The sequence below is a fragment of the Oceanobacillus sp. J11TS1 genome, assembly GCF_018333215.1.
Taxonomy (GTDB): Bacteria; Bacillota; Bacilli; order Bacillales; family Amphibacillaceae; genus Oceanobacillus.
On sequence record NZ_BORO01000005.1, the window covers coordinates 1 to 25,751 of the forward strand.

The window sequence follows — 25,751 nt, forward strand, 5'->3', positions numbered from 1 at the left end:
TACGGGGAGTAGGTAAGAAACGAGCTAATTTTCAGACACCTTCCCCGGGTACCCGGGGAAGGTGTCTGAAAATACATCCCAATAGAGAGGATACCCTATTAATTTACACAAACTTATTGACAGTACCGCGCATCAAAAGGAATTGGCAGAGAGATTGCTAAAGAAATTGCTGCCCATGGAGGTATACCTATTGTAATTGCAAGATCTAGTGACTTACTAGAAAAACTAGCCGATGAAATAGAGGAAAATAATGGTGCCTGTAAAGTCTATCCAATTGAGAAATTTTCAAAGGAAGCCATTGAAGAACAAATTAATGAAATAATTGAAAAAGAGAAACGCATTCATGGTTTAATTAACAATGCAGGATTTGGCGTATTTGATTCGATAGCAGAATTGCATATAGAAGACATAGAGGAAATGTTTCAAGTGAATGTTTTATCTGGTATTCAATATACACAAGCGTTTCTGCCGCATTTTCTGCAATTTAAGGGAAGATCTCATATTATAAATATTGTTTCTCAAGCGGCCAAGTTGCCAACTCCTAAATCGGCAGGTTATGTTGCTTCTAAACAAGCCATGCTTGGTTTTACAGATGTACTGAGACAGGAAACAAGGGAAAGTAATCTTGTTGTTACTGCAGTGAATCTGGGTCCGGTTAAAACGAGCTTCTTTGAGACTGCTGATAAAAGTGGTACTTATCAGCAAAATGTGGAAAAGTATATGCTCCAGCCTAAAAAAGTAGCTTCTAAAGTCGTTCAATCTCTATTTACCAGGAGAAGAGAGATTAATATGCCTTGGTGGATGGAAATAGGGAGTATATTTTATCGTTTATTTCCTGGGTTAATGGAAAGCCTTTTGAAATCGCAATTTAATAAAAAATAAGGATAATGGACCTGCTAAGTTAATTTCGACCATTTGATTTTGGATGAACCAAAAGAGGTTGAGACAAAAATGATTTTTATCCAGCAACTTCCGAACATCATTTGTGCGAATATACGCTTAAGAAATATACGCGGCTTTCTCGCAGGAATCTACGTATGTTTTCTACGCGCTAATAGCATATTGTTCGGGTTCTAGACAAAACACTTTGCTTTTTGTCCCAATCTCTATGATAAAACTTTATCTAATTCAAGCATCTTCAATAACCTTTGACTTTGCTTTTGGGGATCTTTCTAAACAGTAAGACCATCTATAAAACTTCCCATCACAGATTTAAATACTAGTACAGCTATAATAAAGCCAACAATAATAATGATACTAGCTGCGAGTTTGCCTTTCTCCTGGGTAGATTTTGATTTATCACTATTCAATGATCTTTTTTTTACGAGCATTGCTACCAATCCGAAAGGAAGAAAAGCAATTAAAAATAAAATACACGCGATAAATATTCCTGCAATTAAAGCCAAGACGCCACTTCCTCCTAAATAATAATTTCTTAATAAGCGGTATAATTATACACTATTTCCTACTTATTTTTAATAAGAGATATTTTATAGGAGGATAAAAAGGACCAACTGGCTAAAGTTTCAAGCGCCGTAAAACGACAAAGGAGTTCTTAGTAAAAGTTCTTGTTCTCCATGTTTTGTTTATACTAATAGAAATAATGCTTGTATGAAGCAGCTTGATTATAATGATTTTTATACCTTTTATTAACGATGCGCTTCATATTGAGAAGCTTTTGTTAGCTGCTGTAAGATAGGGTAAGCAGCGTCAGCAATTTCATTGATGGATTGGTGGACTGCAATATTTTGTTCTAATTGCTCTAAAGAACCTGCCCCAAAAACAGTTGATGTAATCGCAGGATGATTTGCCACGTAATACATAGCTAATTGCTGTAACGAACTGTCTGGAATAGCTTGTTCAATTTCATAGTAAAGCGATTTTAACTCATTATAAGAATAATCCAGATAGCCTTCATGACCTTTTTTATCTAAGACCTCATCAGCCTTATTACTTAACAAACCTTTCGCAAGCGGTCCGCGTGCAACGACACTGATTTGATTTTCCTCTGTAATAGGTAAAATCGCCTCTTCTGGCCGGCGGTCTAAGAGACTATATTGTGTCATTAGCACATCAATCGAAGAGCGGATTGCATATTCACGAACGACATTTGGACGAACAGAAGAAATTCCATATGCACGAATAAGACCATCCTTTTTTAATTCTTCAAATGCTTCTATGGTTTCGTTAATGGGATCCTCCAATGTCCCACCATGAAGCATATAGACATCAATATAGTCTGTATTTAATCTTTTCAAACTATGACGGACAGCTTCATGGATATACTTTTTCGATGGATCCCAAAACCAATCTCCCTTACCTTCTTGGAAATGATTCCCTACTTTTGTAGTAATGACGACCTCAGATCTACGGTGTTTAATGGCTTCTCCAACAATCTTTTCATTCTCCCCAAAATTATAGAGATCTGCCGTATCTAAATGATTAATGCCTTTATCTAAAGCATAATCAATCATTTTCTTTCCGTGTTGAACGTTTGTTCCCAAGGACATGCAGCCAAGTGTTAAATCAGAAATTTCAATATCGCTTTTACCAAGCTGACGTTTTTTCATTTTAATTCCTCCTGTCTATTTCCTATGCATATATTGTAGAGGGAGAGCGTAAAGAATACAATTAATAACTTGTAACACGTAAGTTTTCTCTTATCTCCAGAAAATATAATAATATTTTGGAATAAATATGTAAAAACTTAAAACGAATAAGAAGAAAAATAGGAATTTCCTTGCTACAATGAAGTAGAGCAATTAGAAGGAATCAAAAATGAAAAGGTGGACGAACAGATATGCAATTTGAAGAAAAAACAGTAGCCTCTAAACAAATTTTTTCAGGAAAAATTATAGATCTTCAGGTGGACGAAGTTAAACTTCCTAATGGAGAAACTGCAGAGAGAGAACTTGTCTATCATCCTGGTGCAGTAGCAATTATTCCAATTACAGAAGATAATAAAATTGTTCTTGTGGAGCAGTATCGAAAACCATTAGAAAGAACATTGATTGAAATTCCGGCAGGGAAACTCGAAAAGAATGAAAACCCATTAACTGCAGCGGTACGTGAACTAGAAGAAGAAACGGGGTATACGACTACAAATTTATCTCAAGTTACTTCATTTTATACCTCTCCGGGATTTGCGAATGAAAAAGTTTATGTTTATATTACGAATGATTTAATTAAAATGGAAAACCCGCCCGCTGGTGATGACGATGAATTTGTTCAAATTATGGAAGTGACGTTAGATGAGGCAAAAGACCTTGTGGAAGAAGGGCGTATTCAAGATGCGAAAACAAACTATGCAATTCTCTATTTACATGCCTTAAACAAATAAGAAAGAAGAAGGGCAGTAAGAGAAAATGATATAGGTGATATTCTATATGCTCTATCAATAGACAAAAAATTAATAGGTATGTTTTAAATGGGATTCTCATAGATTGAAATATAGGAAATATAGTCAGGAGGATCCGAATGTATAATACCTCTCATAATTTGTTGATCGAGCATATTAGACGGCATACTACCATTTATGTATTTACAACCATTCTTTTTCTAACAGGTATCGTGTTTGGGGCTATTTTAGTGAATAGTATGGATTTTGTGCAAAGACAAAATCTATTCTTTTACTTAGAACGGTTCTTTACACAGCAAACAAATGATGGGGAAGTTATTCATCGACAAGATGTTTTCATTCAAAGTCTTCTTTATCATGTGAAGTACCTTTCTTTTATGCTTTTACTAGCGCTAAGTATGATTGGGCTGCCAATTATTTGGATTATGTTATTTATGAAAGGATTTGTTGTTGGTTTTTCGGTTGGTTTTATGGTTAATCAATTAGGGGGACAAGGATTGCTTTTATCAGCTATATCGATTGCTCCTCAAAATCTATTGATTATTCCGATATATATCATTGCTGGCAGTGTTGCCATGATATTTTCAATGGGATTATGGCAGAAGTTATTTTTAAAGCACCACCACCAGCAAGTGTTACCTCCTTTTATCAGGCTGGTTATTACTTTTGTTATTTTAATGATTTTTACAGCTCTGGCAGCATTAATGGAAGCTTACTTGTCCAATACACTAATGATTGAATGGATTGAAAGATACGAGGGATAGCTCTTTGTTTTATTATCCTCTAGGAAGAAATGTTGTCCTCCCTGTATATCGTCTTCTTAAAACTTGCTAAGAGAGTTTCTTGCATTATATAATAATTGATATTACTTTATAATTATTATTAATAATAATTGAGAATACTCTTTGACACACGATAGATAGATGCATATAATGAAGATGTAAAGTGAGGGAGGCGACTATCCATGGAACACCGGATTGAAAAAATAAAAAAACAGCTACATTCGCATAGCTACAAATTAACTCCCCAAAGGGAAGCTACGGTTCGAGTGCTTCTTGAAAGAGAGGAAGATCACTTAAGTGCTGAGGACGTTTATCTTCTTGTAAAGGAGAAATCACCAGAAATTGGTTTGGCAACCGTTTATCGTACATTAGAATTATTATCTGAACTTAAAATAGTAGACAAAATTAATTTTGGCGATGGTGTATCACGATATGACCTGCGTAAAGAAGGTGCTAAACACTTTCACCATCATCTCGTATGTATTGAATGTGGTTCTGTAGAAGAAATTGAGAATGATTTATTAGGTGAAGTAGAACAAATTGTTGAGAATGATTGGGGCTTTGAGGTAAAAGACCACCGATTAACTTTTCATGGAATTTGTCGCCAATGTCAAAAAGTTGTTGTAAAAGAGGATGTTCAAAAAGCAACATAAAGTATATAATCAGACCATAAGACCTTTTTCTAAAACAGGGAAAGGTTTTATTTCATATAGCAGGAAATTTTATCGTTGTGGTTGATAAATCGGCTTCACTTCTTCATTCTAATCCCCCATCTTGCTTCATTTTTATAAATATCCTGTGTTTCCGTCATTCCTATCATAAGCTCGGTTATAATCCCCAGAAACAGGAGTGGATATGGTTGCCGATTAGTTGTCATCTATCCTCCTTCTTTATAACCTCCATTTGACTAATTATAATATGTCATAATAAACAACACAAAAGGATGGAACGTTTGTAGTTTAACTCTGCTGCTAACCATTGTATAATATGAACAGACCCAGATGTATTTCTAATAGATGATGAAACGGTTAATAGCGAAAAAATGCAACATGCGCGAAATTGGTAGGGGATCGTCTGTTTGCTGGTTTTTTAAAATAACCTTCTATTTTAAAAATTGCTTCTTTTTCTAGTGTTTTTGAATTTGTTACTCGCATATTCTAACTATAAAAGTGTTTGATTCTGATATGGGGAATCAGCAAATCTTTTACATTCCGGGAGGTTAGGGTATGGAAAAGCATTTGAAAGACGGTATGAAGCTATTTATTTGGTTTATGATAGGCGCTTGCTTTTTTACAGGATGCTTACATTTTATGTATCGAGAATTTCAAGAAATACATCGCTATGATCCACCGGAAGGACCAGCAGTTAAAGTTATGAATCAGGAGGTACCATTGTTTGACTGGTTCCCATTTGATTTTATGAAAGGGGAATAATTAAAGATGTTGAGATATGCAATAGAAGATTTCTTTCATTTTCTTCGGGTAGAGCGAGGGTTATCAGATAATACCATCATGTCTTACCAAAGAGATCTTGCAGCCTATGAGAAACACTTAACAAAATTAGGGTGTCATTCTTGGAATGAGGTAAATCGTTCAGATATTATGCGCTTTTTATATGAATTAAAGGATAACGGTAAATCAACTGCTACGATTTCAAGGCATATATCTTCTATCCGATCCTTTCATCAGTTTTTAATACGGGAAAGAGTTGCCGAAACAGATCCCAGCCTCCATATTGAGACTCCGAAAAAAGATCGAAAGTTACCGGACACGCTGTCCCAAGAAGAAGTTGATAAATTATTAACAATCAATACAACAAACCCACTGTCTCTCCGTAATAAAGCGATGTTAGAATTATTATATGCGACAGGGTTGCGTGTCTCAGAGATGATAGGTTTAAAACTGGAAGACTTGCACTTAACAATGGGCTTTGTACAATGTATGGGAAAAGGGTCTAAAGAACGAATTGTGCCTTTAGGAGATACAGCAAGGAATGTTTTAGAAGATTATATTCAAACAGCAAGAAAAGAACTTGTAAAGAAAAACAATCAAGAAAATGCTCTTTTTTTAAACCAGCACGGCAGACCTCTGAGCAGACAAGGGTTCTGGAAGATTCTAAAAGGGTTAGCTGCAGAAGCGGGGATACATAAGACGATAACTCCGCATACATTAAGACATTCTTTTGCAACACATTTATTAGAGAATGGAGCAGATTTAAGAATCGTGCAGGAAATGCTGGGACATGCTGATATATCAACAACCCAAATCTATACGCATGTTACCAAAGCAAGATTAAAAGATATTTATCAATCCTATCACCCCCGGGCTTGATGATCGTTGTTAATCCTCTGGCCTGGCTAAAATGCTTTTCAAATAAAAGAAATTCCTTTATGCTTATGTTGTCAGACATCTAACGTCTGTAAAAGAGTCATACTTATTAGATGTTTCGGGAATATAGTACATAGGAGGTAGATAATAATGAAACAATTTAAACGTGTATTTTTAATTGTAATGGATTCAGTCGGGATTGGCGAGGCGCCAGATGCAGAGAAATTTGATGATTTGGGAGCGGATACATTCGGGCATATAGCTGAAGAGATGAACGGACTTAACATGCCGACAATGGGAAGCCTGGGCTTAAGCAATATCAGAGAAATTAAGGGAATTGCTCCTGCAGAAAAACCAAAGGCTCATTATACAAAAATGCAAGAAGCGTCGAATGGAAAAGATACCATGACAGGTCATTGGGAGATTATGGGGCTTCGTATCGATCAACCGTTCCGAACATTCCCTGATGGATTTCCAGATGAGCTTATTCAAGCGTTAGAAAAAAAGACAGGAAGAAAAGTAATTGGTAATAAGCCTGCATCAGGAACAGAGATATTAGTGGAGCTTGGGGAAGAACATATGGAAACAGGCAGTTTGATTGTGTATACTTCAGCAGATTCCGTACTGCAAATTGCTGCTCATGAAGAGATAGTTCCAGTTGATGAATTATACCGTATCTGTGAAATCGCTAGAGAACTTACATTGGATGAGAAGTATATGGTAGGGCGCGTCATTGCACGACCGTTTACAGGGGAACCAGGTGCTTTCGAGCGTACGTCTAACCGTCATGACTATGCATTAAAACCTTTTGGACGCACCGTTATGAATGAATTAAAAGACGCCGGAATTGATGTGATTGCACTCGGTAAAATATCTGATATTTATGATGGAGAAGGGGTTACAGAAGCTATTCGTACAAAAGATAATGATGATGGTATGGTAAAGTTAAGTGACTCTTTGAAAAAAGATTTTACTGGATTAAGCTTCCTCAACCTTGTTGATTTTGACGCGAAATATGGGCATCGCAGGGATCCCATTGGTTATGGAAAAGCTTTGGAAACTTATGATAAACAGCTTCCAGAAATTCTTGACCAACTGCAGGATGACGATTTGTTAATTATCACGGCTGATCATGGGAACGATCCGATACATCATGGTACAGACCACACCCGCGAATATGTGCCGCTTCTTGTTTATCATACAAACATTGAAGAAGGCAAAGAGCTGCCGTTACGTACAACATTTGCAGATATCGGAGCAACCATCGCAGATAACTTTAACATTAAATTACCAGAACACGGTACGAGCTTTTTAGATGAGATAAGAAATTAAAAGAGCCTAAAATGAAAGGATGGTCAACATGAATACGGTCGAGATTATCAATAAGAAAAAATACGGTAAAGAATTATCTTATGAGGAAATAGAGCATATCGTAAACGGATATGTCAACGACACAATACCGGATTATCAAATCTCAAGTTGGCTTATGGCTGTTTATTTCCAAGGATTAAACAGTGATGAGACCTCTGCTCTTACAGACTTAATGGTTAAGTCCGGCGAAACAATTGATTTATCGTTTTTAAATACAACTGTTGTAGATAAACATTCTACTGGAGGTGTAGGCGATAAAGTTAGTTTAGTGGTTGCGCCGATTATATCATCATTAGGCATTCCATTTGCGAAAATGAGCGGGCGTGGACTCGGACACACTGGGGGAACAGTAGACAAACTGGAATCCATTAGCGGGTTTCATACGGAACTTCCGTTAGATCGGTTTAAAGAGCAGGTTAAAGAGTTAGGTATCGCATTAGTCGGACAGTCAGGGAATTTAGTACCTGCAGATAAAAAGATTTATGCATTAAGAGATGTTACAGGAACAGTTGATTCTATTCCTTTAATAGCAAGCTCTATCATGAGTAAAAAAATCGCTTCTGGTGCAGATGCGATCGTCTTAGATATTAAGGTAGGAAATGGCGCATTTATGAAAACAAAAGAAGAAGCCAAAAAGCTTGCTGAGACAATGGTTGCCATCGGGAAAAAATTGAACCGAGAAACAGTGGCTGTTTTAACAAACATGGATCAGCCCCTTGGCAAAGAAATCGGCAATGGAAATGAAGTATTGGAAGCTGTAAAATTACTGCGTGATCAAGAATATAGTCAGGATTTATATGATGTATCCGTAGAAATAGCAGCACAAATGGTTTACTTAGCCGGGAAAGCTAGCACGGAAGAGCAAGCGAGAAAACTTGTAGAAGAAGTTATTCAAAATGGGGATGCTTATGAAAAGTTTGTCACCTTTATCGAAGCGCAAGATGGGGATATATCCAGCATCCATGAGATTGAAGCAAAAAATTCGATCGATGTAACAACAGACGGGCCTGGTTATATTTCTTCTATCGAAACACAGCAAATTGGGGAGGCGGCTATGCTGCTTGGTGCTGGGCGCAAAACAAAAGATGATCAAATTGATCACCAAGTAGGGATTACCTTGCATGTGAAGCTAGGAGATGCACTGCAAGCAGGTGATAAACTTGCAACAATTCATACCAATATGGATGATAACGATGAGGTTATTCAGAAGATAAAAGGGGCGATTTCGTTTACAACGACCCGAGTAGAAACAAAAGGTAGTGTCATTGATGTAATTCAATAAATTATCTTAAGTAAAAAAGTGTCAGTTCAGAAAATACATGAACTGACACTTTTTTATATTCATATCTATTTTATCTTGCGTCCCAATTGTACTCGATCAAAAGTACATTAATTATAAATATTGTGTATAATTAAAACATAATGTAAATTTAAAACAAGGAGATGATTCAATGAATAACGGAACCATTACGGAAATATTAGAAGAATCACCATTTCTATCTATTATATTAGACGTTAATAACCGGATAATTCATTGTAATCGTTTAATGGAATCTATCCTAATAAACAGAAATTCAGCAGGTGTAGATATAGACAGTATTTTTTCTATATGGAAACATACTCCTGAATCTAATCTTATACATGCTGAATATAAAAATCGTACTTTTGCTTTTATTGAAGGAGAACTTAATGATAAGGAAAATAAAATTTTGCACGGCATCGAAACACCTGAAATAGCTATGTTACTTAAAGAAAATAAAAACTTAAAAATGATCAATCGCGAATTAGATACGATTATTGAAAACTCCTATGATGGAATTTATATTACAGATAAAAATGGAATAACTTTAAAAACGAATTCGGCGATTGAAAGAATTACGAATATACCAAAGGAATATTACATCGGAAAAGACGTTAACGCTCTCATGAAAAGGGGTATCCTTAAAAATTCTGTAACCAATAAAGTATTGAAATATCAAAGAACCGTATCTGTTGTACAGCAAAATTATGCAGGAAATGAAACAATTCTAACTGGCAGTCCTGTTTTTAATGAAAATGGGGAAATAGAGAAGATTATAACTAATATTCGAGATTTATCGGATTTAAATGAATTACAAGCAGAGTTAGTTAAAGTAAACGAACTCAATGACAAATATAAAAAAGAATTACAACGATTAAAGAACAAACCTTATCAACAAAACGATATAATTACCAAAAGCGAAAAAATGCAAATGATTTATGACACTGCAAGAAGGATTTCTAATATTGATGCAACTATAATAATTCTGGGAGATACAGGTGTAGGTAAAGATGAACTGGCAAATTATATTTTCTCAAATAGCATCAGATCCAAAGAAGGCCAATTCGTAAAATTGAACTGCGGTGCGATTCCACCTGATTTACTGGAATCAGAATTATTTGGTTATGAAGGCGGGGCTTTTACTGGAGCTAACAGCAAAGGGAAACCAGGGATGTTCGAACTGGCTGATGGAGGAATTCTTTTTCTAGACGAAATAGGTGAATTGCCTCTATCTTTGCAGGTTAAATTATTGCGTGTCTTACAGGAAGGGGAAATTCAAAGGGTAGGAGGGATGCGTCCAAAAAAGGTAGATGTTCGAATTATTACTGCTACAAATCGAAATCTGAAAACAATGGTAGAAAAAGGCACTTTTCGGGAAGACCTGTATTATCGTTTAAACGTCATTCCAATTAAAATACCGCCGCTTCGGGAACGTCGAGATGATATCCTGCCGTTGGTTCAATTATTCTTAAAGAAAGTTAACGAAAAATATAATTTGACGAAAGCATTGGACTATAAATTGAAGAGTTTTTTATTGTCTTATAATTGGCCGGGTAATATAAGAGAGTTAGCCAATCTTATAGAAAGGTTGGCTGTGACAACTTATAAGGAAGTTATAACGATGGAAGACCTTCCTGCTGAATACCGTCAAACGAATGATGTAACGATAGATAAGATTGTTTCACTCAAGGATGCGGCAGAAATTGCTGAGAAAAAAGTGTTAACGTTAGCGGCTGAAAAATACAAAAGTACGTACGAAATTGCTGAAGCATTAGGTTCGAGTCAGCCGACGATTGTAAGAAAGTTAAAGAAATATAAGATTAATCTAAGGGGATGAGTTTATGCGAATTGGAATTGTTGGTGCAGGTGCAGTAGGTAGTTTTTTTGGTGCTTTACTTGAGCAAGGAGGGCATCAACTGACTTTTCTTGCACGGGGAAAGCATTTGGAAGCAATGATAAAGCGAGGTTTAATTATAAAAAGAGAAGATGAAACCATTACAGTACACGGCACATTTACAGATGATCTGAAACAGTTAGGAAACACAGATCTTATTTTATTTTGTGTAAAATCAAATGACACCGAACACATGGCAAAGAAATTACTTCCGATATTACAAAAAGATTCCATTGTGATGACGATGCAAAATGGAGTAGATAACGAAGAAAAATTAGAACAAATATTTGGAGCGGAGCGTACCTTTTCTTGTGCAACCTATGTACAAGCTGTAAAAGAAAAAGCTGGAATCGTGAAACAACATGGCAGGGTTTCATTAGTAATAGGAGAGCTTGAGCGTACAACGAGCGAGCAATGTTCACAAATTGTTACGCTTTTTCAACTAGCAGGAATTGATGCAAAACATACAAGCAATATTCTCGAGAAGAAATGGCGTAAATTTCTTTGGAACGTAACTTTTAATTCTTTATCAGCAATTTCAACAGCAGCGGTTGGACATATACTCGATGATGGACCTTTGCGGAAAACAGCGGAGAAGGTATGTGAAGAAGCAATGGAGGTTGCCATTAGATTAGGTATTTCGATTGATTCCCAACAGATAAAGGAAACTATTTTTAAAAATGCAGAACGTGCAAGAGAACATCAGACTTCCATGCTCCAAGACCGGTTAAGTGGCAAGCAAATGGAGGTAGAATCTATGTGTGGATATGTCATGCGGAAAGCAGAAGAATTTGATATAGCTGTACCGACTATACAAGCTTTTTATAGCATCTTAACACATCTTAATAGAACAATGATAAAGAGTAGCCAACGAACTAAATAAAGTGACGCAAGGAATGTGGAAAATAATTATTTTCACTATTCACAGGCTTGCGGATACCCTGCCTGATAAAAGACTGACAGTTAATAAAAAAATCCTTTAGGTTCTAAAGGATTTTTTTATTGGTGTGATTCAAAAATAAATGAGTAATTCATTTTTAAATCATTGATTTTATCATGGAAAACCGTCCGTAAAACTCCTCTCTCCAAAGAATGGAAATAATCTATTTAGGCGAGAGAAAACGAGTCGCTAATCCCCTGATTCACTCAACTAACCTTCCGTACAAAAGACCGAACCCTCCCACTAAAAGGAGTTATATTTTATATCCAAATAGTGCTTGATGATTTAAATTTGGATCTATTCTTAAGATTTGTAACTACCATAGCATTTGCTTCATAGACAATAGAAAAAAATTTAAAATCTCCCGTGCCAATATGTAGTGGGTATATTTTTACGTTGACTTTCATTTTTTCCTATCTTTTAGTGGTGTTGGCATATTTTTTGCTGGATAAGTAGTAATACAAATGTTAAAAGAGGAAATATATAAGAAGGTTCTTAGAAGCGAATGAATAAAACCCCAAAAATAAGAAATGAAAAAATGAAAGCGCAAACAAAGTTGATTTTCGCTGGGGGTTATATTCCTGCTTATAGGTACTGTAACTTCCTTTGAAAGTTTTTTCGATCGTTGTTTATTAAAATAAAATGATTGGTGGTGGGGTGTATTAATGGTTACAGAAACGGTATCCACACAGAAAATCGATACAACAGTTAGAGAGAAACCAACATATATTGAAGAGATTTGGAAAAATAGAAAGGGGAAATGGAACCGCTCAAGAGTTCTATTAACGATTATTTCCTTATTGGCAATTGGACTTTCAATATTCCATGTATATACTGCAGGGTTTGGAACATTATCCTCATGGCAGCAAAGAAGTATTCACGTATTGTGGGCAATGTTGCTGATTTTCCTTCTCTTTCCATTTAAAAAAGGGAAAAAATTTGGGGTAATTGACATTGTAATTATCATAGTAACAATGGCTACAGCTGGTTATATGTTATTTGGTGCAAAACGTTATTATGAAGAACAAGGTGTATTGGAGTAAGTGAATTAATTTGGAGGGGGAGCAAACATGAAAAGTTTGGAAGAACGTAGCTGGTATAAAGCATATCCACCTGATATAAAAAGTCATATAGAAATACCTGAGATTCCGATATATTCCTTGTTAGATGTAACATCAGAAAAATACGGGAACCGAACAGCAATCATTTATGGAAATACGAAAATCACATACAGCGAATTAAAGGATAATACGGATCGGTTAGCAGAAGCGTGGAATAACCTAGGTTTGCAAAAAGGGGAGAGAATCGGATTAATGGTTTCCAATCATCCCGATTATATTATCTCTTACTACGCAGCTATGAGGCTAGGTTTGATTGTTGTTCAAATCAATCCACGCTATACCACCCGTGAGCTGTTACAAATTGTTAACGATTCGAATGCGAAGTACATCGTCGTGGAACAGGAAAGTTTAGAAACATTGAAACAACTAGAAAGTATATATGTTTTTGAACAGATTTTTGTCGCAACGGATAAGGAGAATAGTGAATATCTGAGTATCGACGAAATTAGCAATAAATCAACCCTAATTAGCAATGAAGTCTTGATACATCCAAGAGATGATGTCGCCGTTATTCAATATACAGGTGGAACGACGGGCGTTATGAAAGGTGCTATGCTAACCCATTACAATTTAGTGGCTAATGTCTATCAAAGTCATGCGATGTATGGAAAAAGAATGGAGTTTGGGGAGGAAATCATACTTGCCGCGACACCGCTTTACCATGTGTATGCAATGACAAGTGCGATGAATCTAGGAATCTATATAGGCGCTTCGATTATATTAATTAACAAATTTGAAGTCACCAAAGTATTAGAGACTATAAAGAAATACCAACCAACATTTTTCCCAGGTGTCCCTCGAATGTATAATGCCTTTGTTAATCATAAGAATGTAGAAAAATATGGTCTTCATAGTTTTAAGTTTTGTTCTAGTGGATCTGCGCCTCTTCCAATAGAAGTAATTCGGAAATTCGAAAAACTTACTGGAGCAGTTATAGGTGAAGGGTTTGGTTTGTCTGAAGCATCCCCATCCACTCATCGCAATCCGTCAAGTGGTGTTCGGAAAGTTGGTAGTATCGGTGTCCCTTTCCCGAATACAGATTGCAAAATAGTAGATGAAGGATATACAGAGCTTCCAATTGGATTTGTAGGAGAGTTAATTATTAAAGGTCCCCAAATTATGAAAGGCTACTGGAATAATGATGAGGAAACAGCTTATGCATTAAGAGCTGGCTGGTTATTTACAGGAGACCTGGCAAAACAAGATGAGGATGGCTATTTTTATATTGTTGGCAGGAAAAAAGAGATGGTTATTAATGGAGGATTTAACGTATATCCACAAGAAGTTGAGAATGTCTTGTATGAGCATCCTGATATTCTAGAGTGTGCTGTTGTCGGGATTCCACATTCAGAAAAAGGTGAAATTCTTAAGGCATATCTTGTTCCTCGAGAGGGAGCCGTCATCGACTTTGAAGAAATGAAGGGCTTCTGCTATCGAAACTTAACACCATATAAAGTACCAAAAGCGTTTGCGACCATCGAGGAGCTTCCAAGAAATGCAGTTGGTAAAATCTTAAAACGGGCCTTAATAGACAAAAATAAAGAGAAGTAGGAGAGGGCGGAGCTGCGGTATTTCAAATTGATCAAACAGGAAAGTAGTTAAACCCGATTATTACATTGCTGAAGAGATTTACAGAACAATTCAGCATTTAGGTGGAATGTCAAGCTCGAAAACAATCGTAGCCATTAATAAAGATGCTAATTCAAATATACTTAATATTGCAGATTACGGTATTGAAGGGAGGGATTCGAAGTTCTACTTAAATTAACCTAAGAAATCACTGAGATTAAGGGCAGTGTATAAACTATATTATTGACCATCAAGCAATTGGATATATGCTCTTTGAAATAGCAGAATTGAAGCATTGCAACCTTTTATATATCGAGGATGGTGGATAAAGGTAGAGAGTAATTAAAGACGGCGAGATGTTAAAGCTATATGACACAGAGGGTTAAAACAGAGTAGCTGATAATGCGGTCCAAGTATATGGGGGATTTGGTTAGATTTCAGACTTTCCGATTGTGAGCTTCTTCCATGATGCACACATCTATGAAGGTACACCTGAAATTCTATTATTTCAGGTTGATGGAAAAAAGAGCATTTCTAAAATATGTAACTAGAAGGGACAGATAATAATGAAGGAGAATATCGTTATTGTTAGTGCAGTTCGAACAGCAATCGGTGCTTATGGTGGTTCATTAAAGGAAATAGGATCTGGTCATCTTGCTGCTGCTTCGATAAAAGAGGCAGTGAATAGATCTGGAATAGCAGCAGACCAGGTGGACGAAGTAATAATGGGAGAGGTTCGCCAAACGACGGAATCATCGAATATAGCTAGGGTTGCAGCATTACGTGCCGGGATACCTGAAAAAGCAACAGCCTATACTGTGAATCGCTTATGTGCCTCGGGAATGCAGGCCATTGCTTCGGGTGTGCAGCAAATTTTATTTAACCAAGCGAAAATTGTTGTTGCTGGTGGTACAGAGAGCATGAGTCGTTCACCTATCTATTTAAGAAATGCTAGATTTGGAGGTGATAAACCTTACCTTGTGGATTCGAATACAGAGGCAGGGCAGCAGCCTCCAGAGATATACGGGGATGATTTAGGAATGGGAATTACTGCTGAGAATGTAGCAGAAAAATACCAAATATCAAGAAAGGATCAAGATGCGTTTGCAATTGAGAGTCAAAGAAGAGCGAGTAAAGCGATGAAAGAAGACCGCTTCAAAGAAGAAATAGTCCCAGTTGAAGTAAAGGAAAGAAAAGGGACCTTTACGTTTGAAAAAGATGAGCATCCACGTCCAAATACGACAATCGAAAAACTTTCTAAACTAAAACCTGTATTTAAGAATAATGGAACCGTTACAGCTGGAAATGCTTGTGGCAGGAACGACGGTTCTGCTGCTTTGGTACTTATGAAAGAGTCGCAGGCGAAAGAAATGGGGTTAACCTCATTAGCACGTGTCGTTGATTGGGCGAACGCTGGTATTTCACCAGAAATAATGGGTGTTGGTCCTGTTCCAGCTGTTAAGAAACTATTAAAAAGAACGTCCAAACAGTTACAAGATATTGATTTATTCGAGTTAAACGAAGCGTTCGCATCGCAATCGCTTGCCGTTATACGAGAATTAGGTATAGATCCCGAAAAGGTAAATGTGAATGGAGGTGCAATAGCATTAGGACATCCGGTAGGTGCGAGTGGAGCGAGAATAACAACGACCCTCCTGCATGAACTGATTAGGCGGAAACAGCAATTTGGTATCGCTACTTTATGTGCCGGTGGTGGTCAAGGTATGGCGATAATGATTGAACAGATTTAATAATTCTTCCATCTCAAATAGGAGGTGTGCAGATGTGTTTATATCGTTCAGAATATATAGAGTAAATTTGAAGGATAGACTAGGTATTAATCGACCATTAGGATCTCCCTTTCGTAAACGCAGAGTCAGAATTTGTAGATGAAAAGGGAAATATGTTACCGAAGGGTTTTGGATTGTTTAAGCTGCTAAGGGGAGATTTTTATTGTTTACTAATTTACATCGTTTTTTCTGAAAATTCCGCTACCGTATTGTTAAATATTTAAAATATACCGGTTGGTTGGTATCTAGTGCGAAATATTAGAGGAGGTTAGTTGCTATGGAGAGACCGTGGTTAAAACATATTGTCAAAGGAAATCCACTAGAGTTGGAAATCCCAGAAATCTCGCTTTCTCAATTATTCCAAAATTCCGTAGAAAAGTATTCTAATCATACAGCAATTACTTTTTTTAATAGGTCTTATTCTTATAAACAACTTAGTCAATTAATAAACAATTTTGCAGCTTCCTTGCATCACCTGGGAGTGGATAAAGGGGACAGAGTAGCTTTAATGCTTCCTAACTGCCCATATTATCCTATTAGCTATTACGCTGCGCTTTTATGCGGGGCGACCATTGTTCAGGTCAATCCAATGTATAAGACAGCAGAATTATTGCATGTATTAAACGATTCAGAAGCGGAAGTGTTGATTGTTTTAGACTCATTACTACCTATGATAGAAAAAGTTAAAGATCAAACGCCATTAACTACTATTATAACTGCATCATTTGTAAGCAGTTGCGAGTTTGATGAACTGCTTCAGGATAAGGGATTACCACTGCCCAGTGTAACGATCAAACCATTGGAGGATGTTGCTGTTCTGCAATATACAGGTGGAACCACCGGACGTTCGAAGGGTGCGATGTTAACGCATTATAATTTGGTGGCAAATACGTTACAAAGTTATGGAACATCACAGGTTAGAACAGTGTTGGGCGAAGAACGGGTATTATCGATTTCTCCTTTATTTCATGTTTATGGAATGACCAGTTGCATGAATGTAACGTTTTATATAGGAGGGAATTTAATATTAGTCCCAAAATTTGATGTCGTGCAGACTGTAAAGGTAATAGAGCAGACAAAACCAACTATTTTTCCTGGTGTTCCAACGATGTATATTGCACTGCTTCATTATGCAAAAGACCATTCCCTTGATTTAAGTTGTCTAAAAACTTGTACTAGTGGCTCGGCTCCTTTACCAGTAGAAATACGAAGTGAGTTTAATAATAAAAGTGGATCAAATGTCTCAGAGGGTTATGGATTATCTGAAGCATCGCCTGTCACGCATCGCAATCCAATTGTTGGATTACAGAAGCCCGGCAGTATCGGTATTCCAATTCCCAATACAGAGGCTAAAATCGTAGATCCAACTCTAGGTAAAGAGATAGTCGAAGTTGGTGAAGTTGGCGAATTAATTGTAAAAGGTCCGCAAATAATGAAGGGTTACTGGAATTTGCCGGAAGAGACGGATCAAGTATTACGGGATGGCTGGCTTTATACAGGGGACTTAGCAAAAATGGATGAAGATGGATTTTTCTATATTATTGGCAGAAAGAAAGAACTAATTATCGCGAGCGGTTTCAATGTATATCCGATTGAAGTGGAAGATGTCATTTATACACACCCAAAAGTTTTAGAGGCTGCGGTGATCGGTGTGGCTAATCAATATCGAGGAGAAACAGTGAAAGCCGTTGTCGTATTAAAGGAAAATGAACAACTAACTGAAACAGAACTTATCGATTTTTGCCGAACTAAACTGGCGGCCTATAAGGTTCCTCACGAAGTAGAGTTTATTGATGAGTTACCGAAGACATCGGTAGGGAAAATTTTAAAAAGAAAACTAAAAGAACAATCCCAAATCTAATCATTTTTTATAACATACTGACTAGTTAGTATTTTTGTTTTGTTAAACTCATATAAATAGATTAAAAGGAGAGATTGCATATGGACTTACGCTTAACCGAAGAACAAAAGATGGTTCAAAAAACGATTCGTAAATTTGTTGAAAAAGAATTAATTCCATTAGAAAATGAGGTGCTTCGAAATGAAAGAGAAGGAAAACCTAGTCTTCCGATAGAAAAACAAGAAGAGCTTACGTTAAAGGCAAAGAAGGCTGGTTTTTGGGGGATTAACACACCTGAAGAGTATGGTGGAGCCGATTTAGGACAAATGATGCAGGCGATCGTTACGATGGAAGTTTCAAAGACGTTTGTACCTTTCAAATTCGGAGGGTCTGCAGATAATATCCTTTACTATGGAAACGATGAACAGAAGGAAAAGTATTTAATTCCGACGATTAATGGAGAGAAGAAGTCATGCTTTGCGATGACAGAGCCGGGAGCAGGGTCTGATACACAAAATATAAAAATGACAGCTGTTAAAAATGGTAAAGAATGGGTTCTGAACGGTGAAAAAACGTTTATAACTGGCGGGAACGAAGCGGACTTTGTAATGGTTATTGCTATTACAGATAAAGAATTACATCAAAAATCAAAAGGTAGAGAAGGTGTAACTTGTTTTATCGCTGATCGTGATATGGGTTGGAAATCAGAATATATCCATACAATGGGAGAATGGGGCCCAGCGGGATTGGTCTTTGAAAATGTTCGCATCCCAGAAGAAAATATCTTAGGAGAATTACATGGTGGATATAACCTCGGGCTGGAATGGATTGGTTTTGCAAGATGGCTTGTTGGGGCGCGTGCAGTTGGTTCGGCAGAGCGTTTACTGCAAATGGCGATTGATTATGCGAACGAGCGTGAAACATTTGGAAAACCTATTGCAGAGAGGCAAGCAATTCAATGGCAAATAGCAGATTCAGCGGTTGAAATTGAAGCTGCTAAATGGTTGGTGCTAAATGCTGCATTTACACTCGATCAAGGAGAAGATAACCGTCATTTAGCTTCCATGGCTAAATTGTATGGAGCAAATATGGGAAATCAAGTAATTGACCGCGTACTGCAAATTCATGGCGGAATGGGGTACACAAGAGAATTGCCAATTGAGCGCTGGTATCGTGAAGCAAGACTTTGGAGAATTTACGATGGAACAGATGAGATTCAACGTTTAATCATAGCTAGAAATCTATTAAAAGGTAATGTGAAAATTGGACAATATATCTAAACGAAAAAATAGGAGGAATAACAAATGGTAGGGAACTTTGCTGGTAGAGTAGCTTTTATTACAGGTGGTAGCCGAGGTATTGGAAAAGGTGTTGCATTAAGGTTTGCAGAAGAAGGAGCAAAAGTTGCTGTTATTGACATTAACGAAGAAGCACTGAATGAGGTGCAAACGGAATTTGTTGAAAAGGGATATGAGATTTTCACCAAAAAAGCGAATGTAGTTGTTGCAGAAGAGGTCGAGGCGGCAGTAAAAGAAATTATAGATACCTATGAAAAAATAGATATCCTAGTAAATAATGCAGGGATTATCCGTGATAATCTGTTATTTAAAATGACGGATAGTGACTGGCAACAAGTTATAGATGTTCATTTGAAAGGATCGTTTAATGCTGCGCGTGCCGTTCAAAAATACATGGTAGACCAAAAGTACGGCCGCATTATTAATATTTCATCAACGTCTGCACTTGGAAATCGCGGGCAAGCAAATTATGCGACAGCGAAAGCAGGCTTACAAGGATTTACGAAAACATTGGCAATAGAGCTTGGAAAATATGGAATTACAGCAAATTCTGTTGCTCCTGGATTCATCGAAACTGAAATGACAAAGGCAACTGCGGAAAGAGTTGGTGTTTCTTTTGATGAATTCGTAAAGTTTAACGTAAGTAAAATACCAGTTGCAAGGAGCGGTAGACCTTCCGATATTGCAAATGCTGTAGCATTTTTTGCAGATGAAAAATCTTCTTTTGTTAATGGTCAGGTAATTTATGTCGCTGGAGGACCGAAAGCGTAAACATGATGGAGTTAGGAGATGAGATGATGTATAAAGAAATGATTGGGAAAAAGTCAAGCAGGGTGAAAAATATTGTAGAACGAGGAATGGTTAAACGATTTGCAGCGTCAATTGGTGACTCTCATCCAATCTACATGGATGAAGAGGTTGGGAAAAAGTCAAGGTATGGTGCAAATATTGCACCTCCAACTTTTCCTCGTACCTTTGATTACGGGACGGTCGAGGGACTCCATTTACCCAGTAAGGGATTAATTCACGGGGAACAAATTTATCATTATGTCAGACCATTATTAGTTGGAGAAGAAATATATTGCTATACAGAAGTGAAAGATTACTATGATAAAACAGGTAAAAACGGTTTAATGGGTTTCTTAGTGACGAAAAGATACGGAGAAGATTTAAAAGGAAACCTGATTTTCACAGAAGAATCGATTGTTATTATTAATGAGGCTGTAAGGGAGGCGTTGAAGGTATGAAGCAAATCGCTAAATTAACTCCAGGTGAGAAACTAGAAATTACTCTTGAACCTGTAACTAGAATGGATTTAATTAAATACTCGGGGTCCTCTGGAGATTTCAACCCAATTCATACTGTGGATGAGGAAGCTGCAAAAGCAGGATTGCCCGGCATTATCGCCCATGGAATGTGGACCATGGGGAATTTATCGAAACTTTTTACTCCTTACTATGAAGAGGGATTTATCCAAGATTATAAAATAAGATTTTCTGGAATGGTTTTCTTAAATGATGTACTTACGTTAAGCGCGCAAGTAGATGAAAGCACGGATGAATATTTAGATTTTAACGTTAAAGCTACTAATCAAAATGGCAAAGCAGTTATCAAGGGTATGGTCCGTTTCTCAAAAAGGTAAAAGGGATTCATTCTTTTAGATAAAAAATGGTTCTGAAGGAGGTTAGCTAAGTGAATTTTGAGTATTCGGATAAAGTAAAAGGATTACAGAAAAAATTAAATAACTTTATGAATGAATATATCTACCCTAATGAGAAGAAATACGAGGAGCAACTGAAAGCGGATGATAGATTTGCAATCGTGCCGCCGATTATGGAGGAATTAAAGCAAAAAGCGAAAGATGAAGGGCTTTGGAATCTATTTTTACCTGAGAGTGAATATGGTGCTGGGTTATCAAATGTAGAGTACGCTCCATTATGTGAAATTATGGGCCGATCTAGTATTGGTCCAGAGGTATTTAATTGTGCAGCACCTGATACGGGGAATATGGAGACGATTGTTCGATACGGAAAAGAAGAACATAAGGAAAAATGGTTAAAACCATTATTAAATGGAGAAATTCGTTCTTGTTTTTCAATGACCGAACCAGATGTTGCCTCATCCGATGCAACGAATATTCAAGCTAGTATCATCCGAGATGGGGACGAATATGTCATTAACGGTACGAAATGGTGGTCTTCTGGTGCAGGAGATCCGCGCTGCAAAATCGCGATTGTTATGGGGAAAAGCGACCCAGATGCTCCGAAGCATCAACAACAATCTATGATTCTCGTACCACTGGATACACCAGGAGTAACTATCAAGCGAATATTGCCTGTGTTCGGCTATGATCATGCACCGCACGGTCATGCAGAAATTGAATACAAAAATGTACGTGTCCCGGCATCTAATATGCTGCTTGGCGAGGGAAGAGGATTTGAAATTGCGCAAGGAAGATTAGGGCCGGGTAGAATCCATCATTGTATGCGGACAATTGGCGTCGCAGAAAGAGCATTAGAATTGTTATGTAGGCGAGTACAAGAGAGAGAAACCTTTGGAAAAAAGTTAGCAGAACAAGGTGTTATTCAAGAATGGATTGCAAATGCAAGGATAGATATTGAACAGGCTAGACTCTTAACGCTTAAAGCTGCTCATATGATGGATACAGTTGGCAATAAAGAAGCGAAGGCGGAAATCGCGATGATAAAAGTAGTGGCTCCAAATATGGCTTTGAAAATCATTGATCAAGCAATTCAAGCATTCGGGGCTGCTGGGGTTACGGAAGATTTTCCATTAGCTGCAAGCTGGGTGAAAATTCGCACTTTAAGATTAGCTGATGGACCGGATGAGGTACATCGTAGAACAATTGCAAGACTTGAATTAAAGAAATACCGGTAAATTAATTAAAGAAGAGGGGGAGAGGACATGCATGTACATGAGCTGTTTGACTTAACTGGTAAGACTGCAATTATAACTGGAGGAGGGCGAGGCCTCGGTAAGCAAATTGCAGAAGGATTCGCTGAAGCGGGTGCTAATATCGTTGTTTGCTCAAGAAAGGAAGAGAATTGTACAGAAGCAAGTAAGGAATTACAAAAAAAAGGAACCGAAACATTAGCGCTGAAGTGTGACGTTACTAAGCCAGATGATATAAAGAATGTAGTGGAAAAGACCTTAGAGAAATTTGGAAGGATTGACATATTAGTTAATAATAGTGGTGCTACCTGGGGAGCGCCTGTTGATGAAATGCCATTAGAGGCTTTCCAAAAAGTGATGAATGTCAATGTAGTTGGCACATTCTTAATGTCACAAGCAGTTGGTAAGGTTATGACTGAACAAAAATATGGGAAAATCATTAATATTGCATCTGTTGCCGGATTGAACGGATCGAGTCCTAAATACATGGATGCAATAGGCTATAACTCAAGTAAAGGTGCAGTCATTACCTTTACAAAAGATTTAGCTGTTAAATGGGGACCCCGCGGGATATATGTTAATGCGATTGCACCTGGCTTTTTTCCAACCAAGATGTCGAAGGTTCTAATAGAGCGGAGTGGAGATGAAATGCGCGAAGGAACGCCGCTTCAAAAATTCGGCTCGGAAAATGACTTAAAGGGAGCAGCGTTATTCTTAGCAACAGCTGCATCCGACTTTGTAACTGGAGAAACGATTGTAGTTGATGGAGGAAAGAACGCAATGTAAAAACGTAAGGAAGTATAAATTTACAGGGAGCTGAATTGAAATTATGAAAAGAGATGCAGTCATTGTATCAGCTGTTCGAACTGCAATTGCAAGACAGGGAGGGGCATTGGCATCTGTTCCTGCTCATGTATTCGGAGCAGAGGTCATAAAAGAAGCAGTGAAACGTGCTAATATTGAACCTGAATCGATAGATGATGTGATATTTGGTAACGTTTTAAGCGGCGGAGGTAATATTGCTAGGCTTACAGCCTTACAGACAGGCTTATCTGTCCATTTACCAGGACTTACGGTCGATCGACAATGTGGTTCGGGTATTAATGCCGTTTCCCTTGCTGCACAAGCAATACAATCTGGTGCAGGAGATATTTATATTGCTGGGGGCACAGAAAGCATGAGCCGTGCACCATATCTAATGGATCGTGCTGAAAAAGCATATAGTCCATCACTTCCGAACTTTAGAAAATCACAATTGTCTCCGAAAGAAATAGGTGATCCGCCTATGGGAATTACGGCAGAAAACTTAGCGAGCAAGTACCATATTAGCAGAGAAGAGCAGGATAATTACGCATTACGGAGCCAAAAACGGATGGCTAAGGCTGTGGAAGAAGGATACTTTGACGAGCAAATTGTACCAATAACTGTACCAGTACGTAAAGGAGATCCTAACGTTTTTGATAAAGACCAGCACCCGCGCCCGGATTCGACGTTAGAAGCACTGGCTAAACTGCCTCCAGCTTTTATGAAGGAAGGTACAGTAACAGCGGGAAGCAGTTCTGGATTAAATGATGCTGCTTCTGCGCTGGTTGTAATGTCGAGAGAAAAGGCAGAAGAATTAGGGCTTACACCATTAGCGACAATACGAAATTCGGCCGTTGCTGGTGTGGATCCAAACATTATGGGGATAGGACCTGTACCAGCAACGAAAAAGGTATTGGAAAAGACTGGGCTTAGGATAGAAGACATAGATATGATTGAACTTAATGAAGCCTTTGCTGCGCAGGTGATTGCTTGTGACAGGGAATTATGCTTTGATCCAAAGAAATTAAATGTGAACGGAGGAGCCATTGCACATGGTCATCCATTAGGTGCAACAGGTGCAATCCTTTTAACAAAGGCTGTGCATGAATTACAACGCTCAAACGGAAGATACGGTCTTATCACTGCGTGTATTGGTGGAGGACAGGGGATAGCGCTAATAATTGAAAGAAGTTAATAGTTGAAGTGATACAATATTGTCGGCTACGGGGGTATACTTACTCTAGATTAAAAACAAAGGGGATATTCACATGAAGGAAAAAATCATAAGGGAAAGTATAGAGTTATTTGATGAAAAGGGATTTATTGAGACATCCATCCAAGATATAGTCGGCAATATTGGAGTTACGAAAGGTACGTTCTATTATTATTATGAAAGCAAACAAGACTTATTAAGAGATATACATTTGTCCTATATCCAAGAATTATTAGAAGAACAAAAAGTTATTTTAAATAACCAAGATAAAAAATACACGGAGAAACTCTATAGCATTATCTATTTATTAATAAGTAAAATCAAAAGTCATGGACCGAATGCAAGAATATTTTTTAGGGAGATGCGTCATTTAAATCAAGAAAATATGAATCAGATAAAAGAGAAAAGAAAAGAATTTCGTATAAATTTCCAAACGATGATAGAGGAAGGAATACAAGTTGGAGAATTTAATAATAATATTAGACCTGATATTCTTACATTCGGCATTCTTAGTCTGACAAATCGGAGTTATTACTGGTATGACCCACATGGTGAAGTTAGTGAAGAAGGGCTTGCGGATATGTACCTAGAACTCATTAAGAATGGTATAAAAAAGTACAGTTAATTTGTGCGCTCAAACGATTTATTGGCAGGAAGGACTGCGGTGTTTTTACGCATGATATTAGCTTTTATCAAATAAAAATACATACAACAAGCACAGTCAGAGTAATCATTACCTAGCGTAGAGACAAATGTGGAATCATTATTTGCTTTGTTTAGGAAAGGGGATTAATAATCCATGCGAACACCCCATGAAATCAATGTTTATATTAGGTTTTGTGAAACGGACGCAGCAGGTCATGTTAATAATACAAGTCACTTTCTCTATTTTGAAGAAGCCCGCACCAAGTTTTTCAAAGAACTCTATCCTGAAAGAAATTCTTCCATTAGCTTTATATTAGCATCTATAAAATGCGATTATTTGCAACAAGCTTATGCAGGCCAAACGCTCATCGTTGCTACGGATGTAATAAGAGTTGGATTTAAAAGTTTTACTATAAGGCATACACTTATCAATAATGAAACGGGGAGCACGATTGCGACAGCGGATGCTGTTACTGTTTGGTTTAATTATACGGAACAAAAATCAGTGCCAATTCCCGAGAAGTTAAGGTTGAATTTAGAGAAGTTCCTTGTATGAGTATAAAAATAACTTCCTTGAGGAGGGGTA

The 25,751-nt window shown here is 37.3% G+C and carries 26 protein-coding genes; 23 read left to right on the plus strand and 3 right to left on the minus strand.

The window, feature by feature from the left end; genetic code table 11:
• Positions 1-141 precede the first annotated feature (141 nt).
• Positions 142-882, plus strand: coding sequence for an SDR family NAD(P)-dependent oxidoreductase (locus tag KI343_RS05495; protein WP_212925617.1), 741 nt, complete (start codon positions 142-144; stop codon positions 880-882).
• Between the two features lie 290 nt (positions 883-1,172).
• Here the strand turns inward: KI343_RS05495 and KI343_RS05500 are convergent, their stop codons facing one another.
• Together KI343_RS05500 and KI343_RS05505 are read right to left on the minus strand one after the other, a co-directional pair.
• Positions 1,173-1,406, minus strand: a complete 234-nt coding sequence (locus KI343_RS05500) for a hypothetical protein (protein WP_212925440.1) — start codon at positions 1,404-1,406, stop codon at positions 1,173-1,175.
• Between the two features lie 243 nt (positions 1,407-1,649).
• Positions 1,650-2,570, minus strand: a complete 921-nt coding sequence (locus KI343_RS05505; RefSeq protein WP_212925441.1) for an aldo/keto reductase — start codon at positions 2,568-2,570, stop codon at positions 1,650-1,652.
• A gap of 230 nt (positions 2,571-2,800) precedes the next feature.
• Here KI343_RS05505 and KI343_RS05510 point away from each other — a divergent pair, with 230 nt between their 5' ends.
• From KI343_RS05510 to fur, 3 genes are all read left to right on the plus strand, one after another.
• Positions 2,801-3,340: an NUDIX hydrolase gene (locus KI343_RS05510; protein ID WP_212925442.1), complete on the plus strand. Its 540-nt coding sequence runs from the start codon at positions 2,801-2,803 to the stop codon at positions 3,338-3,340.
• A gap of 137 nt (positions 3,341-3,477) precedes the next feature.
• On the plus strand, positions 3,478-4,122 hold the full coding sequence (spoIIM, locus tag KI343_RS05515) for a stage II sporulation protein M (protein WP_212925443.1): 645 nt from the start codon (positions 3,478-3,480) through the stop codon (positions 4,120-4,122).
• A 200-nt stretch (positions 4,123-4,322) separates the two neighbouring features.
• Positions 4,323-4,793 (plus strand): ferric iron uptake transcriptional regulator, encoded by a 471-nt coding sequence (gene fur / locus KI343_RS05520; protein ID WP_212925444.1) that lies wholly within the window; start codon positions 4,323-4,325, stop codon positions 4,791-4,793.
• 95 nt (positions 4,794-4,888) lie between these two features.
• On the opposite strand, the gene KI343_RS20330 is transcribed toward fur, so the two are convergent.
• Positions 4,889-5,017: a hypothetical protein gene (locus KI343_RS20330; RefSeq protein ID WP_280530115.1), complete on the minus strand. Its 129-nt coding sequence runs from the start codon at positions 5,015-5,017 to the stop codon at positions 4,889-4,891.
• A gap of 349 nt (positions 5,018-5,366) precedes the next feature.
• On the opposite strand from KI343_RS20330, the gene KI343_RS05525 reads away from it, so the two are divergent.
• From KI343_RS05525 to KI343_RS05615, 19 genes are all read left to right on the plus strand, one after another.
• A complete protein-coding gene (locus KI343_RS05525; protein ID WP_212925445.1) occupies positions 5,367-5,573 on the plus strand; it encodes a DUF4227 family protein in 207 nt (68 codons plus the stop codon).
• 6 nt (positions 5,574-5,579) lie between these two features.
• Positions 5,580-6,470 carry a site-specific tyrosine recombinase XerD gene (gene xerD / locus KI343_RS05530; RefSeq protein ID WP_212925446.1) on the plus strand — a complete coding sequence of 297 codons (891 nt, stop codon included), beginning with the start codon at positions 5,580-5,582 and terminating at the stop codon, positions 6,468-6,470.
• Positions 6,471-6,617: 147 nt separating this feature from the next.
• Positions 6,618-7,799, plus strand: a complete 1,182-nt coding sequence (deoB, locus tag KI343_RS05535) for a phosphopentomutase (RefSeq protein ID WP_212925447.1) — start codon at positions 6,618-6,620, stop codon at positions 7,797-7,799.
• A gap of 28 nt (positions 7,800-7,827) precedes the next feature.
• Positions 7,828-9,120 carry a pyrimidine-nucleoside phosphorylase gene (locus KI343_RS05540; RefSeq protein ID WP_212925448.1) on the plus strand — a complete coding sequence of 431 codons (1,293 nt, stop codon included), beginning with the start codon at positions 7,828-7,830 and terminating at the stop codon, positions 9,118-9,120.
• 169 nt (positions 9,121-9,289) lie between these two features.
• Positions 9,290-10,975, plus strand: a complete 1,686-nt coding sequence (locus KI343_RS05545; RefSeq protein WP_244856749.1) for a sigma-54 interaction domain-containing protein — start codon at positions 9,290-9,292, stop codon at positions 10,973-10,975.
• 4 nt (positions 10,976-10,979) lie between these two features.
• The gene (locus KI343_RS05550; protein ID WP_212925449.1) at positions 10,980-11,915 is read left to right on the plus strand and encodes a ketopantoate reductase family protein; all 936 of its coding nucleotides are present in this window, start codon (positions 10,980-10,982) and stop codon (positions 11,913-11,915) included.
• A gap of 722 nt (positions 11,916-12,637) precedes the next feature.
• Positions 12,638-13,015, plus strand: coding sequence for a hypothetical protein (locus KI343_RS05555; RefSeq protein ID WP_212925450.1), 378 nt, complete (start codon positions 12,638-12,640; stop codon positions 13,013-13,015).
• A 27-nt stretch (positions 13,016-13,042) separates the two neighbouring features.
• Entirely contained in the window at positions 13,043-14,644 is a 1,602-nt protein-coding gene (locus KI343_RS05560) for a long-chain-fatty-acid--CoA ligase (protein WP_212925451.1), read from the plus strand.
• A gap of 584 nt (positions 14,645-15,228) precedes the next feature.
• Entirely contained in the window at positions 15,229-16,413 is a 1,185-nt protein-coding gene (locus KI343_RS05565; protein WP_212925452.1) for a thiolase family protein, read from the plus strand.
• A 316-nt stretch (positions 16,414-16,729) separates the two neighbouring features.
• Entirely contained in the window at positions 16,730-18,313 is a 1,584-nt protein-coding gene (locus KI343_RS05570) for a long-chain-fatty-acid--CoA ligase (protein WP_212925453.1), read from the plus strand.
• Between the two features lie 80 nt (positions 18,314-18,393).
• On the plus strand, positions 18,394-19,572 hold the full coding sequence (locus KI343_RS05575; RefSeq protein WP_212925454.1) for an acyl-CoA dehydrogenase family protein: 1,179 nt from the start codon (positions 18,394-18,396) through the stop codon (positions 19,570-19,572).
• Positions 19,573-19,596: 24 nt separating this feature from the next.
• Positions 19,597-20,361: a 3-oxoacyl-ACP reductase FabG gene (gene fabG / locus KI343_RS05580; protein ID WP_212925455.1), complete on the plus strand. Its 765-nt coding sequence runs from the start codon at positions 19,597-19,599 to the stop codon at positions 20,359-20,361.
• Between the two features lie 26 nt (positions 20,362-20,387).
• On the plus strand, positions 20,388-20,837 hold the full coding sequence (locus KI343_RS05585) for a MaoC family dehydratase N-terminal domain-containing protein (protein ID WP_212925456.1): 450 nt from the start codon (positions 20,388-20,390) through the stop codon (positions 20,835-20,837).
• Positions 20,834-21,232, plus strand: coding sequence for a MaoC/PaaZ C-terminal domain-containing protein (locus KI343_RS05590; RefSeq protein WP_212925457.1), 399 nt, complete (start codon positions 20,834-20,836; stop codon positions 21,230-21,232). Before KI343_RS05585 ends, KI343_RS05590 begins: the two co-directional genes overlap by 4 nt.
• Before the next feature lie 50 nt (positions 21,233-21,282).
• A complete protein-coding gene (locus tag KI343_RS05595) occupies positions 21,283-22,488 on the plus strand; it encodes an acyl-CoA dehydrogenase (RefSeq protein ID WP_212925458.1) in 1,206 nt (401 codons plus the stop codon).
• A gap of 27 nt (positions 22,489-22,515) precedes the next feature.
• Positions 22,516-23,289 (plus strand): SDR family oxidoreductase, encoded by a 774-nt coding sequence (locus KI343_RS05600; RefSeq protein ID WP_212925459.1) that lies wholly within the window; start codon positions 22,516-22,518, stop codon positions 23,287-23,289.
• A gap of 43 nt (positions 23,290-23,332) precedes the next feature.
• Positions 23,333-24,502 carry a thiolase family protein gene (locus tag KI343_RS05605; protein WP_212925460.1) on the plus strand — a complete coding sequence of 390 codons (1,170 nt, stop codon included), beginning with the start codon at positions 23,333-23,335 and terminating at the stop codon, positions 24,500-24,502.
• A 73-nt stretch (positions 24,503-24,575) separates the two neighbouring features.
• On the plus strand, positions 24,576-25,145 hold the full coding sequence (locus tag KI343_RS05610; RefSeq protein WP_212925461.1) for a TetR/AcrR family transcriptional regulator: 570 nt from the start codon (positions 24,576-24,578) through the stop codon (positions 25,143-25,145).
• 174 nt (positions 25,146-25,319) lie between these two features.
• Complete coding sequence (locus tag KI343_RS05615) at positions 25,320-25,721, plus strand: acyl-CoA thioesterase (RefSeq protein WP_212925462.1); 402 nt, start codon at positions 25,320-25,322, stop codon at positions 25,719-25,721.
• Positions 25,722-25,751: the final 30 nt, after the last annotated feature.